This window comes from Halobaculum limi, assembly GCF_029490015.1.
GTDB lineage: Archaea > Halobacteriota > Halobacteria > Halobacteriales > Haloferacaceae > Halobaculum > Halobaculum limi.
This window is the reverse complement of record NZ_CP120468.1, coordinates 1,491,613-1,507,814: the sequence shown is the minus strand read 5'-3', so window position 1 is coordinate 1,507,814 and position 16,202 is coordinate 1,491,613. Positions and strand designations below refer to the sequence as shown.

At 60.1% G+C, this 16,202-nt stretch carries 17 protein-coding genes and 1 pseudogene; 6 read left to right on the top strand and 12 right to left on the bottom strand.

The genetic code is table 11. The annotated features are described in order from the left end of the window. Positions 1–110 precede the first annotated feature (110 nt). The gene (locus P0D77_RS07630; protein ID WP_277555698.1) at positions 111–374 is read right to left on the bottom strand and encodes a hypothetical protein; all 264 of its coding nucleotides are present in this window, start codon (positions 372–374) and stop codon (positions 111–113) included. A gap of 56 nt (positions 375–430) precedes the next feature. Here P0D77_RS07630 and P0D77_RS17700 point away from each other — a divergent pair, with 56 nt between their 5' ends. Together P0D77_RS17700 and P0D77_RS07625 are read left to right on the top strand one after the other, a co-directional pair. Continuing rightward, positions 431–577: a DUF7563 family protein gene (locus tag P0D77_RS17700; RefSeq protein ID WP_432764836.1), complete on the top strand. Its 147-nt coding sequence runs from the start codon at positions 431–433 to the stop codon at positions 575–577. A gap of 28 nt (positions 578–605) precedes the next feature. Then, complete coding sequence (locus tag P0D77_RS07625; RefSeq protein WP_321170531.1) at positions 606–785, top strand: rubrerythrin-like domain-containing protein; 180 nt, start codon at positions 606–608, stop codon at positions 783–785. Between the two features lie 274 nt (positions 786–1,059). Here the strand turns inward: P0D77_RS07625 and P0D77_RS07620 are convergent, their stop codons facing one another. Next, on the bottom strand, positions 1,060–2,034 hold the full coding sequence (locus P0D77_RS07620) for an AI-2E family transporter (RefSeq protein WP_490396533.1): 975 nt from the start codon (positions 2,032–2,034) through the stop codon (positions 1,060–1,062). Positions 2,035–2,415: 381 nt separating this feature from the next. On the opposite strand from P0D77_RS07620, the pseudogene P0D77_RS07615 reads away from it, so the two are divergent. Beyond that, positions 2,416–3,755, top strand: a pseudogene (locus P0D77_RS07615) (hemolysin family protein). Between the two features lie 75 nt (positions 3,756–3,830). On the opposite strand, the gene P0D77_RS07610 reads toward P0D77_RS07615, so the two are convergent. The 5 genes from P0D77_RS07610 to P0D77_RS07590 all read right to left on the bottom strand — a co-directional run bounded on the left by P0D77_RS07610 (position 3,831) and on the right by P0D77_RS07590 (position 8,035). Beyond that, positions 3,831–4,175 (bottom strand): universal stress protein, encoded by a 345-nt coding sequence (locus tag P0D77_RS07610; RefSeq protein WP_277555696.1) that lies wholly within the window; start codon positions 4,173–4,175, stop codon positions 3,831–3,833. Positions 4,176–4,300: 125 nt separating this feature from the next. Beyond that, complete coding sequence (locus P0D77_RS07605) at positions 4,301–5,554, bottom strand: inorganic phosphate transporter (RefSeq protein WP_277555695.1); 1,254 nt, start codon at positions 5,552–5,554, stop codon at positions 4,301–4,303. A 245-nt stretch (positions 5,555–5,799) separates the two neighbouring features. Next, positions 5,800–6,075 carry a hypothetical protein gene (locus P0D77_RS07600; RefSeq protein WP_277555694.1) on the bottom strand — a complete coding sequence of 92 codons (276 nt, stop codon included), beginning with the start codon at positions 6,073–6,075 and terminating at the stop codon, positions 5,800–5,802. Further along, complete coding sequence (locus tag P0D77_RS07595; RefSeq protein WP_277555693.1) at positions 6,072–7,166, bottom strand: SPFH domain-containing protein; 1,095 nt, start codon at positions 7,164–7,166, stop codon at positions 6,072–6,074. Before P0D77_RS07595 ends, P0D77_RS07600 begins: the two co-directional genes overlap by 4 nt. 449 nt (positions 7,167–7,615) lie before the next feature. Then, positions 7,616–8,035 carry a universal stress protein gene (locus tag P0D77_RS07590; RefSeq protein WP_277555692.1) on the bottom strand — a complete coding sequence of 140 codons (420 nt, stop codon included), beginning with the start codon at positions 8,033–8,035 and terminating at the stop codon, positions 7,616–7,618. A gap of 144 nt (positions 8,036–8,179) precedes the next feature. Here P0D77_RS07590 and P0D77_RS07585 point away from each other — a divergent pair, with 144 nt between their 5' ends. After that, positions 8,180–8,728, top strand: coding sequence for a hypothetical protein (locus P0D77_RS07585; RefSeq protein ID WP_277555691.1), 549 nt, complete (start codon positions 8,180–8,182; stop codon positions 8,726–8,728). On the opposite strand, the gene P0D77_RS07580 is transcribed toward P0D77_RS07585, so the two are convergent. The 4 genes from P0D77_RS07580 to P0D77_RS07565 form a co-directional block, all read right to left on the bottom strand. After that, positions 8,644–9,213 carry a DUF7992 family protein gene (locus P0D77_RS07580; protein ID WP_277555690.1) on the bottom strand — a complete coding sequence of 190 codons (570 nt, stop codon included), beginning with the start codon at positions 9,211–9,213 and terminating at the stop codon, positions 8,644–8,646. The two genes, P0D77_RS07585 and P0D77_RS07580, sit on opposite strands and share 85 nt — an antisense overlap. A gap of 115 nt (positions 9,214–9,328) precedes the next feature. Continuing rightward, the gene (locus tag P0D77_RS07575) at positions 9,329–10,909 is read right to left on the bottom strand and encodes an acetolactate synthase large subunit (protein WP_349770092.1); all 1,581 of its coding nucleotides are present in this window, start codon (positions 10,907–10,909) and stop codon (positions 9,329–9,331) included. Then, the gene (locus tag P0D77_RS07570; RefSeq protein WP_277555688.1) at positions 10,906–12,267 is read right to left on the bottom strand and encodes an NAD-dependent succinate-semialdehyde dehydrogenase; all 1,362 of its coding nucleotides are present in this window, start codon (positions 12,265–12,267) and stop codon (positions 10,906–10,908) included. Before P0D77_RS07570 ends, P0D77_RS07575 begins: the two co-directional genes overlap by 4 nt. 173 nt (positions 12,268–12,440) lie before the next feature. Next, positions 12,441–12,659 carry a DUF1328 domain-containing protein gene (locus tag P0D77_RS07565; RefSeq protein ID WP_277555687.1) on the bottom strand — a complete coding sequence of 73 codons (219 nt, stop codon included), beginning with the start codon at positions 12,657–12,659 and terminating at the stop codon, positions 12,441–12,443. Positions 12,660–12,831: 172 nt separating this feature from the next. Between P0D77_RS07565 and P0D77_RS07560 the strand changes: the two genes are divergently transcribed. After that, the gene (locus P0D77_RS07560; RefSeq protein WP_277555686.1) at positions 12,832–13,326 is read left to right on the top strand and encodes an amphi-Trp domain-containing protein; all 495 of its coding nucleotides are present in this window, start codon (positions 12,832–12,834) and stop codon (positions 13,324–13,326) included. A gap of 443 nt (positions 13,327–13,769) precedes the next feature. Next, positions 13,770–15,020: a cation:proton antiporter gene (locus P0D77_RS07555; RefSeq protein ID WP_277555685.1), complete on the top strand. Its 1,251-nt coding sequence runs from the start codon at positions 13,770–13,772 to the stop codon at positions 15,018–15,020. An 18-nt stretch (positions 15,021–15,038) separates the two neighbouring features. Here P0D77_RS07555 and P0D77_RS07550 read toward each other — a convergent pair whose 3' ends face one another. Beyond that, on the bottom strand, positions 15,039–16,190 hold the full coding sequence (locus P0D77_RS07550) for a sodium:calcium antiporter (protein WP_277555684.1): 1,152 nt from the start codon (positions 16,188–16,190) through the stop codon (positions 15,039–15,041). Between the last annotated feature and the right edge of the window lie 12 nt (positions 16,191–16,202).

Here is a 16,202-nt window from a genome sequence, read left to right as displayed (position 1 = left end):
CAGAACTCGTCTGCTTGGGAAAATATCGTCACTAGATGCAGTCGAAGCACGTTAGTCCCGGTGTCCGCTCACCGGCGGATAGATCACACATGGTACGACATCCGTTCCGATCACGTCGAGAAAGGCGGCGCCGAGCACGAGAGGCGGTCGACTCCGGGAAGGAGAACGCCGTCCGTTCGGAAACCGCTGCTGAAGATGTCGAACCAGATGCTGAGGCTGCAGTGGCGCTTTGAGAGGCAGCAGCCGATGAAACAGCCGAAATCGCCGAATCGGCGGCTCGTCGTGCCCGCCGTCGCGGTCGAAACCCCATCACGTCCGAGGACGGTGCGCAGGCGAACGAACGACATCAGGACCGCGAAGAACGTGGGCGGCACCGATACCGCTCGACGACAGAGACGTCGCCTGCCAGGGTCTCCTAAGCGACTGAACGATGCCAGAATGCAACAAGTGCGGTGCGTTTGTAACGTCACGATTTGCCCGTGTCCTCGGGGACAACGAGGACGACAGCTACGGCTGCCGCAGCTGTCTGTCAGCCACCGCACTGGTCGAAGGAGCTGCGTCACGGGATACTTCGTGACGCCGACGACTGCGTCCGCTCGCGATCGATGGCTGACGTGCGGTACGGCAACCACCAACAGATAATGACAACCATACCCAACTCCGGTTCAGAGGCAACACTGTACGTATGCCGTGATTGTGGAGACGGCATCGAAGATCCCACCGACACGAACACCTGTCCACGCTGCGGCGGACCGCTCGTAAACAGTACTGTCCCGCACGATTAGCGGTGTAATCCGACGGAGCCCTCGACACTCTTAGTCGACACCGTGAGCATACCCCCCTCGGTTGAGATCCGTCCTGACTGGACGAACTCGACCCATGCTCGTCTGGCTGTACAAGGGACAAGAGCTGGGGAGGTAGCACCACTCGGAACCGAGAATCTCAATACAGTCGTATCGGCGAATCCGACGCCGTCGCGGTGTGGCAACCGATCGACGTCGGCGGGTGAGATGGTACCGCGGCCACGGTCATGTGAGGACCGATGGCGGACCCGTTCCCCTATCGTTCGACGGTCGGGTCCGCTCGCTCCTGGGCAAACAGGTCAAGGACGATCTTTGAGCCGCCGAGTACGACAGGGCCGACGAACAGGCCGATGGCCCCGAACAGAACGATTCCCCCGAAGATACCCACGACGATGGTCGCGACGTTGATCGCCCCGCTCCGGTTGATGATCGCCGGTCGAAGATAGAGGTCCGAGGCGCTGACCACCGACCCGTAGACGAAAAACAGTACCGCGGTAATGGGGCGACCGATCGCGAACAGGTACCCCGAAACCGGAAGCCAGACACCGAATGCCCCAACGAGTGGGAGCAACGTGAGCACGAATGTCGCCACGGTCAAGAACACAACCCCGGGCATGCCAACGAGCGCCAATCCGATGCCGAGGAGTACCGCCTGGACCGCCGCGACGGCGACGTTCCCGATAACTGACGCCCACATAAGGGCGTCAAGTTCCCGAAGAAGTTCTCGTTCCACAGGATCAGAGAGCGGGACGATCGACTGCAACCACGTGAGGAACTGTTCACCGTCTCGCAACAACGCAAAGAGTACGAAGACCGTCACGGTGAGTCCGATGAGCACTCCAGGGAGACCGCCGATGACGATTACCGCGCCGGTTGCGAGACGCTGCAACCCGCTCGCGATCGGCTCTTGATAGGTCGCGTACAACAGGTCGAAATCGATCACGTAGCCGATGGTTTCGAGTCGAGCCTGAACGATGTCGAGACTGACTTCACCTTCCTGGAGGGCGGTTAGCAGCCCCAGTCCCTGCTGAATTGCGACTGTGAGGATATAGGCGACCGGGATGAAGAGGACAACTACCGAAAGCGAGATGAGGGTGAGGGCGGCTGTAGCTGCGCTCGTGTGACGCTCGAGCGTCCGTTGTGCGGGTGCGAGGACGTATGCGAGGATGATCGCGAGCAGGATATACTGAAGCTGTGTGAAAACGAAAAGGAGGCCGAGAACCCCACTCACGACCGCCAAGATCGACAGTCCAACATGGTTCGATAACCAATGTCGAGGGTCTCTCTGTCCAGTCATATTCAGTATAGAGATTCCCCTCATCCTTGACTTGTGTGTACAGCATTGGGCCATCTGTCAGTGGTCGCCACCGGCTCCAAGTACGGGCACAACGTGAACGGACACAATACCGCCAGACTGGCTCTGTTGAAGCCTTCAGCACTTCGACAGCGCCGCATACCGCTACCTCCCCCGAGCGGACAGTAGAGAGCGAGTAGGGAGGGATAGTACCGACGCTTTCGGCATCGCGGATACCCGCGATTCGTGGAAACGCTGACCGCAGAAGACCAGTACGGCATCCATCCCCTACAAGTGTTCTGGCGTCAACAATTGAGTATGGTCGATCTGATTTCTCTCGGCGGACTGCTTCTCGCGTTCTTCCTCGTCATCATGAACGGGATCTTCGTCGCGGCGGAGTTCGCGTTCGTCAAAGTCCGTCCCACGCAGGTGAACGCACTCGTCGAACGGGCAAACCGGGGGCAGCACTCGTCCAGGAGGTCATCCAGAATCTAGACGACTATCTGGCTGTCAGTCAGCTCGGCATCACGCTCTCCTCGCTTGGTCTCGGCTGGATTGGTGAACCGGCTGTCGCGGCGCTCATCGACCCCGTTCTCGGCCAGTTTCTTCCTGCGGGAGCGGTTCACCTCGTCGCGTTCGCCCTGGGATTCGGGTTCATCACGTTCCTCCACGTGGTGTTCGGCGAACTCGCACCGAAGACGTTCGCTATCCAGGAAGCTCCACGTGTCGCGCTCCTCCTTGCCCCACTCATGAAATTCTTTTACTACGTGTTCGTGCCCGGCATCATCGTCTTCAACGGGACGGCCAACTACTTCACCCGCCTCGTTGGTGTCTCCCCGGCGTCCGAAAGCGAGGAAACCCACACCGAATCTGAGATTCGGATGATCCTCACCCGTTCGGAGGAGACGGGACATATCGACCTCGACGAAGTCGAGATGATCGAGAGCGTCTTCGAACTCGGGGATACGGTCGCCCGCGAGGTCATGGTTCCACGTCCAGACGTCTAAACCGTGACTGCCTCGATGCCACTCTCGGAGCTCCGGTCGGTTGTCGCCAACGGGGCGTACACGCGCTATCTCGTCCTCGATGCGGACGGGGATCAACCGCTCGGATTCGTCCACGCCAAGGACATCCTGCGAGCAAGCGAATCCGAGACGGAGCAAGACAGCACGGTCACGGCGCGTGAGATCGCACGAGCCGTCCTCACCGTTCCCGAAACGCGCCCAATCGACGCGATCCTCGCCGACTTTCAGCTGCGCGAGGAAGGCCAGATGGCCTTCGTCGTCGACGAGTGGGGCGTCTTCGAGGGCATCGTGACCATCGAAGATATCCTCGAAGAGATCGTGGGCGATATCCAGGACGAATTCGATATCGGTGCTCGGGAGCCGTCCATCGAGAAGCGAGCCGATGGCGCGTACACCGTCGACGGGGGCGTCTCCGTTCGGGAAGTGAACGAGCGCCTCGACACGCGATTCGAGAGTGCCGACGTCGAGACGATCGGTGGATTGGTCTTCAGCCGTCTCGGGAGAGTTCCCGAAGTGGGCGACCAGATCGAAGAGAACAGACACGTCCTTCAGGTCGAGGCTGTCGATGACGCCCGAGTCGAACGGCTCGTGATCCGCAAAGCAGAGACCGGAGGAGGGACGGACGACAAGTAGAAAACCCACGGCCGATCGAGCGGTCCGGGAGTTGCCCCGAACGGGTCGCTCGGCTCTGTGTATCGCCTTCCTCGTCTAGGCGGTGTGGTTCCGTTCGCGACGGACAACGACAACCGGACCGAGAGAGTGAACCGCAACCTGTTCGGCGGCCTCCCCGAAGAGGAAGGTGCGAAGCGATGGAGCGCGTTCCCCCATGACCACGGCATCGTGATCGGTCGCGGCTGTCGCGATGGATTGGATCGGCGTCTCGGAGACGACCACGGCTTCCGTGATCGCAGCAGCGTCGAGGCCTCCTTCACGGAGGTGCTCGGCCGCTTCCTCCAACATCGAGTGCCCGACTGCAGTCGCATCCTCCGAGTCCGTGACGTGATAGAGCGTCACCTCAATGTCGCGTGTCCCGATCATCGCCGCGACGAACATCGCGCTCCGATCCGATACGTACAGACAAGATGCAGCCGAGAACCGATATCGGAGCGGTGGTTGACGTCGGGTCGGACAGTACCTTACGAAACCGACATCGGGGCCTCCGGCCGCTCCGGGGCACACTACAGGAGCAAACTGAAGAGGAGATAGGAGCCGACGACCGAGAGCGAGGGTGCGAGGATCCAGAGGATGACGATTCGGCGTGTGGCGGCCGGGTCGAATAAGCTCTCTGCGCTGAGTTCGTCGATGTGTTCCTCCCCGATCGGGGGAACCGGTCTGTCTCTGTCCCGTCGCCCCGTCCGCTCGCCAGCCGTACTGCTCGCCAGTTCGCCGATGGTCGGGCTGGTCGGTTCGTCATCCGACCCCGTAGACGCCGCGAGCGCACCCGTTGTGAGCCTCGCAGCCAACTCACGCTCGGTACGTCGGGTGGCGATCTCCGCGAGCGTGGCGGCGCGACTCGCTCGTCCCCAACCGAGTCCGATGATACAGCAGGTCGTGCTCACCGCGAGACTCGCCGGAATACCGAGATACGAGAGGACGGTGATGATGGTCGCCCCGATGCTCGAGACGACGAGTGCGGCCAGAATTGGTAGGTCGGTGATTCCGTCACTAACCGTCGCCAGCGTCCGCCGGGCGATGGTGAACCCACCGAGGCCGATGGCAGCGACGGCGAGCACGATGCCTTGCTCGATGGTGATCGACCCGTTGCCGACGAGCGGTGCGACGGCATTTGCGGCGTTCGAGGCCCCTGCACTGAACCCCATGTAACACGCGATTGCAATGACCAGAAACGAGCCGACGAGGTCCCGGGGGGCTGCGTTCGTATTGAGGTGGAGGCGCGGAACCCTCCCCGAGCGATCGAGCTGGACGAGGTGCCGCTCGAAGCGCGTGAACGACATCTGGGCCTCTAACTGGGGGTACAGATATCGGCCGACGATGGCACCAGTCGCGAATCCGAGGAGTGGCGCAACGATCCACGCGGAGACGATCGTGAACATCAACGCCTCGTTGAGCGAGTCCGTTGCCAGACCGAGCCCGACGATCGCACCCACGGCAGTCATCGACGTCGAGGCGGGAACCCCGTACAGATTCGAGAGCAAGAGTGCCAGCCCGGTGAAGAACAGCACACCGACAGTCGCTAGTGGCGAGAACTGCACCGCTGGAACGATGCCGTCGCTCATGGTGGCGATGACGTTCCGACCGACCGTCCACGCACCCAGAAACGCGAAGAGCGTGAACAGGGTTGCGGCAGTGGCCTTTCTGACGAGGCGACTCCCGACGGCCGGTCCGAACGCGACACCGGTCGACGACCCACCAATGTTGAATCCGACGAAGGCAGCCACGAGCAACCCCACGACAACGAGTGTAGATACCATATTCAAGCGGTCCTTGTTCCAATAGTTCGGGCCAGAGACGTAATTCCGTGTCCCTCCTGAATGGTCGATGGACGCCGATGTATTCGACCCGGTTCGTAACTCCTCATGAACGGATTCCGGAGTGCATTCTCACATCCCTGATCACCGATCAGACCGGCGACACAACCTCTCGACCGACAATCGTCAGGACGCTCGCTCTCTCGCCGTCGTCTATCTGCAAGCGATCGCCGACGGTGCGTCGGATATCACACGCTGGCGCTGGAGTCGTTCATGAACGTGAACGCGATTTGCTTCGCCGTTTCCAGGTCTGCGGCGGTTCCGAGGTCACCGTCCCGCCCCGAGTGATGGACGTTGTATTCCCAAACGTTCCTTCCGTCGATAACCTCGTTGATGTATACCGCGCTTCTGGTGTGTTCCTGGCGATAGAGAACCGTGGTATAATTGCGGCCCATGAGTACGTCGTAGATTGTCTGCTTGGATTCTAGCACCCAGTCTGCCGGAAGGTTCTCTTCAGAACTCATGCTCCGTCACCGGCGTGATCTGCACCCTTGGAGGTGGGGGCCCCGTCCTTGACCGCCTTGGCCTGCTGTTCCAGCTCTTCGACGTCCATCTCGGCGGCCTTGTCGATCTCGCCGAGGATCTCCTTGATGTCGTCGAGTCCGATGAGTTCGCGGGTCTCGGCGTCGAATCCCTGGCTATCCAGCCTTTGCTCATTGGTCGCCACGTCGCTCCCCGTGAGGTGTTTGCCGTAGCGACCCACCAGCGAGGTGAGTTCCTGGGGGAGGATGAACGTCGTCGACTCCCCCCGACCGATCGCTTCGAGCGTTTCCATTCCTTTGTCGATGATCGCGCGCTCGCCCATCGATTCGGCGGACTTCGCCCGCAGCACCGTCGAGATCGCATCACCCTGTGCCTCGAGGATCTGGCTCTGTTTTTCACCTTGCGCTCGAATGATGTTCGACTGCTTGTCCCCTTCGGCGTTCTCGACTGCACTCCGGCGTTCGCCCTGCGCTTCGAGGATCGTGGCTCGGCGTCTCCGTTCCGCGCCGGTTTGCTGTTCCATCGCCTGTTGAACCTCTTGACTGGGGTTGACCTCTCGGACTTCGACTGACTCGACGCGGATTCCCCATTCGTCGGTCGGTTCGTCGAGCTCCTTACGAATGCGAGCGTTGATCTCCTGGCGCTTGTTCAGCGTGTCGTCCAGTTCCATGTCGCCAATGACTGCCCGGAGCGTGGTCTGGGCGAGGTTCGAGACTGCCGTCTTGTAGTCTTCGACCTCCAGGAACGCCTTCTTCGCATCCATCACACGGAGATAGACGACGGCGTCCGCTGTAACGGGAGAGTTGTCCCGCGTAATCGCCTCCTGTCGGGGCACGTCCATCGTCTGAGTACGCATATCGAACGTGTGCGTGCGCGAGACGAACGGGGGAACGAAGTTGAGGCCCGGCTCGAGCAAGCCGCGATACTCGCCGAACACGGTGAGCGCCTGTTTATCGTACGCGTCGACGAACCGCACCATCTGCGAGACCGTTACGATTGCCAGCACCAGTACCAGCAGGCCGACTATCGCGAACCCGAGAGTGGAGACCTGTAGCGGGGTCGGGTCGTACATATGTTCTACATTCGCTCTGTGGCTGCATCAAGGGGCGATACTTTCACACTCGTCTACTTTATCATTATGTGGGTGACACGACCGACAGCACCTGTACTGGTCCACTTGGACCACGAACAGATGCGGAGTACGCGATCTATAGTCTGCAAGCGGAGTGAACTACGGAGCGCTCTCCTCGAGCTTCGGATACCACTGATACGGCTTTGTTGAACTCCTCAGAAACTGACACAAGCCGCTTGATGAGTATAGAGGCCGGGTCTCTCATCTCGTCGCTCGCTCTCTCTGGATACTGTTAGAAAGCAGTTACTGAATACAGAGTGCCTATCGGTCACCGGATTCGTTTTTGCCGGAAGCTGAATTGAGTTGGTACAGATAGTGGTGGGCAAGTGTGTATTCGTTCGCTGGGGACTCCGGGGCACGGCTGTTTAATGGCCTTACTCGCTGGCCACTCACCGGGCGACGATTACCGGGATGGGCGACTGGCGGACCACCTTCTGGGCGACGTTCCCGACGATCAGCCGATCGACTAACGAACCACTGTGGCTACCGAGTACGATTGCATCGAAGTCGTCGGCTCTGTTCAAAATCGCCCGGGCCGGATGACCCATCTGAACTTCGGTGGTAATGTCTACATCGTACTCGGTGGCGAGTTCCCGGGCCTCCTCGAATACCGCCTTCGAGTGCTCTTCGGCGGCCTCTTCCGGGTCCTCTTCGAGAGCGAGTGCTGTGGCTGCTCCCCCCATCACTGACGGTCCGCCCTCGACATGCAAGACCGTGATCTCCGCCTCGGGATGGTTCTCGAGAGCGTACTCGAGCGCTTGCTGGGCCATCTCCGAGTCATCCATCGGGACGAGAAGCCGTGATATCACACTCGAGACTACGGTGAGGACGTGTATAAAATGGATACTCACTAGTCTCAGGGGACAGGTCGGACGGGCACCAGTTGCTGAACTCATCCTCTGTATTCAGCAATAGTAACTCAACATCATCTGCATCTGTGAGATCCCAGCGAGATGTACGAGGCGTTCACGACGGAGTACGAACGTGAGAAAGGGCAGCTTCGAACAGTCATCCCGGCACTTCTCACTGCGTACCCGGAGGTGGGGCGCGAGGAACTCATGATGGACGAGCGACGCGTCTTGCAGTCGGAGAAAAGTGCCGTGCTCAACGCGATTCGAATCGGTGTTGTCAGCGACGAGATCGGTGAGCGTCTCCTGGGGGAGACGAACCTCAAGCTCGATCGAGTCGAGGCGGGCGAGTCCACTGTGATGGACGGGAGGAAGGGGTACGACGAGGTCTGGCGCGAGCGCGTCCGAGAATTGGGGATCGAGGTAGACGAGCCCGACGGAGATGCAGATGAAGCGGCTAGAGAAGAACAACGGTCACTCGTCGTCTGCCCGAATGCGCTCGATAGACCCCTTGAGTCACTCACCAATCGACTCACAACTGTCGGCGTCGTGTCGGTGATCTACTCCGGTCACTCCTCGTTACGGGACTCGTACGTGTTTTCGGATGTGTCGTCAGCGAAGAAGCCGAACATCTCGTCGTCACGCAAGAGGTAGTCGTTTTCGAGCATCTCCGAGACTACCCGGCCGAGGGTGTCGAGTTCCAACTCGATATCTTCCACGGCTCTAGCGTCGAGTTCCTCACGAGCCACGTGCGGGAGCGTCGGCGACTGGTAGCCGATCTCGTCCGTCGTGGCGTCCCAGTAGAAGTCGAAGTCGTCGATAAGTTCGTACTCGATGACAACCTCGAAGGTGTCCACGGTCAGCCCAGTCTGGGCCGCCCACTCCTCGAAGGCATCGTTCCACGCGCCGTTCGACAGGATCAGCTCAATCTCTTCCCGGCGATAGTCGTCTTCGGGGTCGTTGACTGGATTATCGATTGCTTCGTACTCACCCCTGGGCTGGGGCCCGTGGAGCGATGGCGGATCCGGAATCGAAACCTCGAGAGCCATATCGATATATTGGCTATTCAACAGCAAATACGCTCCGCCTCTCCTGATGGGTGACGTGGGGAAACTACCAGTTAATCCGTCGTACTCCACTGCTCGTCGGTGTATTCTGCGCACAGTTTGTCTCGGGCATTCTAGTCTGATGGTCGATAACCTCCCGCTCCCGTCATAGCCGTAAATGTGGGATGTAGAAGAACAGTTATCCCTGCTACCCAAGCGTGATTTCGACCAGGGACATCTCGTTCGCAGGAACAACACGTTTGAAGACTGTCTCGACCTCTCCCCACGTCTCTGGCCGGTAGCTCTCGATTCCGAAGCTCTCGGCGAATCGCTCGAAGTCAGGGTTCGTCAGTTCGGTTCCGAACTGTTCACCGGTGTGTGCGACCTGGTTCTCCGAGATGAGGCCGTAGTCGTCGTCGTTGAACACGACGATCGTATACCCGAGGTCGAGGCGGGTGGCCGTCTCGATTTCGGCCGCATTCATCAGAAACCCACCGTCGCCGGTCGCGACGACGACGTTCGCATCGGTTGCAAGATCGGCAGCGATTCCGCCGGGGACAGCGATTCCCATACTTGCCAATCCGTTCGATATGATGCACGTGTTGGGCTCGTAGGTGGGGAAACTCTGTGCGATCGCCATCTTGTGACTCCCGACGTCAGAGAGCAGAATGTCTTCGTCAGCCATCGTCTCCCGGAGGAACGGGAGCGTCCGTTTCACCGAAAACGGGTCGTCAGATTCGGGTTTTCGTTGCACGTCCGCGACGATCCGCTCGCGCAGGTCCTGACACCACTCCGGTCCAGACGCGGAATCGAGATGCAGCCGTAGCTCTCGGAGGACCGTCGAGATGTCCGCGACGATTTCCACGTCCGGATTGTAGTGTCGGTATACTTCTGCAGGTTCGTGATCGACGTGGATAATGGCCTTATCGAGGTCGGTGTTCCACGAGCGAGGGTCGTGTTCAGCGATGTCGTAGCCGACTGCGAGTACACAGTCGGCCCGGGAGATCGCCGTCGACGCCTCGGACTGCGGTCCGGAGCCGAGCGTCATCAGCGAATTCTCGAGCCGATCCGAGACCGCCCCCTTTCCCATGTACGTCGCGACGACGGGCATCCCTGCGTGGTCGACCAGTTCGCGCAACCGATTCGCGGTCGACGTTCGGACGGCACCGTTACCGGCTAACACCAGCGGGGTGTCTGCGTCCTCGAGGAGTTCGACGGCGCGGTCGAGCGACCGCTCGTCGGGGGCAGCCCGTCGCACACGTGGCCGAGTTGGGAGCGGCTCTGCATCGAGCGCTTGGGCTGCCACGTCCTCGGGAAACTCGAGGTGGGTCGCACCGGGTTTCTCATACTCGGCGAGCTTGAACGCCTTGCGTACCGACTCCGGGATAATCTCGGCCTCGGTGATCTGTGTGTTCCACTTCACGACCGGCTCGAACATGTGGACGATGTCGAGGGCCTGGTGGCTCTCCTGGTGGAGGCGTTCGAGCCCACCTTGTCCCGTAATCGCGACGAGCGGGGACTTGTCGAGATGGGCGTCCGCGACGCCCGTGAGAAGGTTCGTGGCACCCGGTCCCAGCGTCGAGAGGCAGACACCGGCTTCGCCCGTCAACCGACCGTGAACGTCGGCCATGAACGCCGCACCTTGTTCGTGTCGCACCGGGATGAACTGGATGTCCGAATCGCGGAGTGAGAACAGCAGGGCCTCGAGTTCTTCCCCCGGGAGCCCGAACACGTACTCGACACCCTCTGTTTCGAGGCATCTGACGAGGAGATCGGATGCCTTCATCATTCCACCCAGACGGTCTTGCGATTGACGAACTCCATGATGCCCGCATTGGAGAGTTCGCGGCCGTAGCCAGACTCCTTGACTCCGCCGAACGGGACTCGTGGGTCGGACTTCACCAGCTGATTCACGAACACGTTACCGGTGTCGATCTGTCGAGCGAGGCGCTCGCCGCGCTCGCGGTCTTCGGTCCAGATGCTCGCACCCAGACCGAACTCGGTGTCGTTCGCTTTCACGATCGCCGCGTTTTCGTCCGGGACCTCATAGACGGCGGCGACGGGCCCGAACGTCTCCTCGGCGTCGACAGGGCATCCCTCCGGGACTTCTGTGAGAATTGTCGGGGGATAGTACGCACCCTGCCGATCGAGGGACACACCACCCGTGACGACCCGTGCGCCCACCTCGACGCTCGCCTCGACCTGTCCGTGGAGGTCTTCTAGGAGATCTTGACGGGCCTGTGGACCGACGTCGGTCTCCTCGTCCATCGGATCGCCAACCGTGAGTGACGACACCACTTCGGTGAACTTGTCGAGGAACGCTTGGTACACGTCCGTGTGAACGATGAATCGCTTGGCTGCGATACATGACTGCCCACCGTTCTGGTTGCGCGCCCGAGCACCGATCTCCGCAGCAGCCGAGATATCGGCGTCGTCGAGGACGATGAACGGGTCGCTTCCGCCGAGTTCCAGCACAGTCTTCTTGAGGTACTCGCCCGCTGTCGACGCGACAGCCCTCCCAGCCGGTCCACTGCCGGTCAGTGTCGCGGCCCGAACGCGGTCGTCCGCGAGGACCCCCTCAACGAGATCCGACGGGATCAACAGTGACTGGAAGACCCCTTCGGGGTAGCCAGCCTCACGAAACACCTCCTCGATTGCCATCGAACAGCCGGGGACGTTGGAGGCGTGTTTCAGCAACCCGACGTTGCCCGCCGTCAGCGAGGGGGCGGCGAACCTGAACACCTGCCAGAACGGGAAGTTCCACGGCATTACTGCGAGGACCGGCCCCAGTGGTTCGTACACGGTCTCGACCGCCGCCCCCGGTGGACTGGGGTGTCCCTCGGGTTCCAGATACGCGCTCGCGTGTTCCGCGTAGTGATCACAGCCCCACGCGCACTTTTCGACCTCTGCGAGGGCTTGCGAGACCGGTTTTCCCATCTCGCGGGTCATCGTTTCGGCGTACTTGCGCTTGTTCTCTCGCAGCACCTCACCGGCAGCCGCAAGCAGTTCTTCGCGTTCCCGAACCGGCCGAAGGCGCCAGTCTTCGAACGCTGCATTCGCCCGGTCGAGCGCTGCTTCGACATCCGACTGGGTGTGGTCCGCGTACGTTTCGATTCGCTCGCCAGTCGACGGGTCGACTACGTCCATGTCGTGTAACTTAGGTGTGCAAGAGGTTAACTCACAGGGCACCCTGTGGACCTCCCGGCTGAGATTGCACGCTGGCGACGAACTCGGTCGTGAACGCGACCGCCATCTGTTTCGCCGTTTCCAAGTCGCCGGGTCGAGGGGTGCGTGAATCACGGAGAGCAGTCGGGGTGAGGCTACAGAACGAACGTGACGATAGCGAGGACAACGAAGATGATGACGAGCCACTTTGCGATATCCATACTGAGCCCAGCGACACCCCGAGCCCCGAGCACCGCTGCGACGACGGCGAGTATCAAAAAGAGGACTGCCAGCTCGAGGAAATTACCCCCGAACTGCAACGGCACCGCCTGGACCGAAACGGCACTATCCAAAACTCCGGATGAGGCTATCATAGCTTATCTACGTCTCCTGACCATTTCAACCGGCAACGTATTCACCCTCATCTTGGTTTTGAGAAATTGAGTAACACCAGAGGGTGGGCGTTATTCACTCGGTTAATCAGAATACATGCTCGTTTGGAAATTCGGGGTTCCTATTCTGTCGCCAGCCGTATTGGACTGTACCGTGTCCCGAGACGACTACGAAGCGGAACTGTCAACCGGTCGGGAGGAGATTGCATCCATACTACGCGGTGTGGCGGAGGGAATTCGCACAGGAGCCGTTCGGTTAGGCGATAGCCCGGATGCCGTGACTGTCGATACGCCAGACGAACTCACGCTGGAAATCGAACTCGAAACCGAAGACGACGCGATGAGTCTGGAACTCGAGCTGGAGTGGACTGTACCGAGTGAAGCGTCTCCTGTTTCGTCCCTCGACGATACTCCCGAGAGTGAGGACGAGGATGTCACGCTTTTGGGAGCCACTGATGGAGCACAATCACTGGCACGATTCGAAGTCTACCGGGCTCGAGATGAGGAATGGCGCTGGCGACTCCGTCATCGAAACGGGAACATCATTGCGAGCAGTGGCGAGGGGTACACCCGCAAACACAATGCCCTGAAGGGCCTCCGGAGTGTGATAGCGAATTCGGCAGACGCAGCAATAAGTGAAGAGACATAGTAGAGATAGCTAATCTCATACTTGATCGGCCGAATACGAGATCCGCAGACGGGGTCGCTGACAATTGGCCACTTGGTCGAACGGAGCTCAGCGAGGATAGGCGGGACGGAGGACGGAACCACCACGGACGGGTCTGACACCGTCTCACTACCGCACCTGTATGAGGGCCGATCGTGTGAACGAGTCTCTGTTGCCACCGACAAACGCGTATTCTGCATGCGACAGTGCCTCCGATTGCCGACAAAACGACAATCTCCCCGATGCGGGGTGGATGGGTGCAAGTCACATAAGCGCACTGGGACCCTCGACCCGCGAGGAAGTGGTCGCGGCGATCACACTCAGCGAAGAAGACGGACGAGTACCCGTTTTTACTGACGGACCAGTCGATGATTCCCTAACGACGTCCCTGGTGATTGATTGACCCACGGGGAGTGAAGACACGCATGGTTGTTGAGTCGGATTTGCTACTTCCGTTTCTTACCGGGCTAACATTCATTTTGGCCGTTGCACATACGCTTGGAATCGTCGCTGATCGACTCGGGTTTGCACCGGTCGTCGGTGAACTCCTCACCGGGTTGGTGCTTGGCCCCTCGGTTCTCGGTTTCGTTGCTCCTGCGGTCACGGCTATCGTCGTCCCTGTGCCCGATCGACTGGCAGCCATCGCGTCGCTTGGGCTCATTCTCCTCCTCGTATTGGCTGGAACGGAAGTTGAAGTTCAGACGGTGCGCCGCTATGCCCGACCGACGATGGCACTCGCTACCGGAGCCTCCGTCGTGCCGTTCCTTCTGGGGTTCGCGTTGGGATGGGCGCTCCCCCCGAGGTTTCTCGTCACTCCCGGGCAGCGACTGCCGTTCGCACTGTTCTTGGCGACGGCGCTGAGCATCTCTGCGGTCCCCGTCGCCGTCCGTGTGCTGATCGACCTCGACGCGATGGACCGAACAGTGGGCCAACTCACCCTCACCGTCGCTGTCGTTATCGATGCAGCGGGGTGGGTTGCGCTCACGGTAGTTTCTGACATCGCTCGTGAGGGACAGCTAGAGCCGTTTGCGGTCGGTCGAACACTCGTCGTCCTCGGTGTATTCGTCGGAGGTGCCGTTGTTCTCGGGCCGCGAATCGTCGATGCACTCTTCGATGTCACCGCATACGTTCGATCGCCGGTGTTGACCGGATTTTCGATCGTACTCGTCGTCGGGGTTGCGATGGCCGGGGGGTCGCTTGCACTTGGATTGGAAGCCGTTCTTGGCGCGTTCTTCGCAGGCGTTCTCGTGAGAGATCGACTCGATGCGGAGACCGAACGAGTGTTTCAGATGGTGACACTCGGACTGTTCGCGCCCGTCTTCTTTGCGACGGCTGGGTTGCGGGTTGACCTGAGCGGACTGTTCACCCTGGATACGATTCTGGTCGCAGGCGTTACACTCGCCGTTGCTGTGCTGGGAAAGGCACTCGGCGTGGGACTCGGAGCGATGGTTACGGATCTCTCCCGAGCGGAAACCGTCTGCCTTGCCATCGGGCTCAACGCTCGCGGTGCAATGGAACTGGTCGTAGCGGCCCTGGGCTTGGCAATCGGAATCCTCACGCCCACCATCTATGCCGTCATCGTGCTCGTCGCCATCGCCACATCTGTAATGACGCCGCCACTGCTACGGCGTGCGCTCGCGCACCTTCCAGACGACGTACCCTCAGGGACGGTGTGATTTCTCTTATCAGATTGTTCAGTGACCGGCGGCGACGCCGAGGATGACGACGTGGTAGATGACAACGATAATGAACACCACGTAGAGAAGCCCTGCAACGAGGAACGGGGTTGGACGCATTCGATTGGTGGATGAGAACTGGGTCCGAAGCAAGACCATCGCACCACCAATAAGCGCGAGAACCGCTGAAAGCGTGTTCAGGAATCCAATCGTCCCCCACGTTACTCCAAGATCCCACGAAGTAAACAGAATACCGAGCATGGCAGGAAGCGTCCCCTGGAATACCATCGCGCCCGTGATATTTCCGATCGCGAGGGTATCCTTCCCCTCACTAACCCAGATGACGGAATTGAACTTCTCGGGGAGTTCAGTGGCCAGCGGTGCTAACAGGAGGGCAATCAGCGCTGCGGGAACGTCCAGCACCTCCGTCGAGAAGAACTCAACCTCGGTCACGAACAGATGGGCACCAGCGATGATCACGAGCAGCGCACACACGGTCTGCGTGACCACCATCCACAGGGGTGGTTCGTCAATGGAGACAATGGCCGATCCGAACGCCGGGAACGGTCGCTGGCCCTCGGTTAGCAATCCCCTGAGGTGTAGCCGATCGAGTTCTTCCCCGACGATCAGCTGGCCAGCTGCGAGCGTTCGCTTGACGTACACGAGATACAAGACGACAAGTCCGAAGGCAATCCCGATACGGAGCCCACGGGAGGGAACGAACGCGGCCACCACCGCGAACGTGTATCCGACGAGGAAAAACGAGAGGTCACGCCGGAGAGACGGCACGTCGGCCTCGAAAATTGGGCCAGCGTCGCGACGGCTGCCGAAATACAGCACGCTCGCGCCGATCAGAGTCATCGCAATAGTCGCAAGCATAAACGGCGCACCGAGGATAGCCCCCACACCGATCGCGTCGGCAGCGGCCTGATCCCCCCGACCAAGGAGGACCGAAACGATGGCAATCACAGGGATCATCGTCTCGGGTAACGCCGTCCCGACTGCGGCCAAGATGCTTCCGGTCGCGCTCTCACTCACGCCGAGGTGATATCCGAACCACTCGACCGAATTCGTGAAGATCTCCGCGCCACCGAGGAGTAATGCAAACGCGCCGAGAAGCAGTCCGAGATTCGCCAGTGGAATCGAGAACACTTCTACTGTTTGGAACATGGAGGTGTGTTC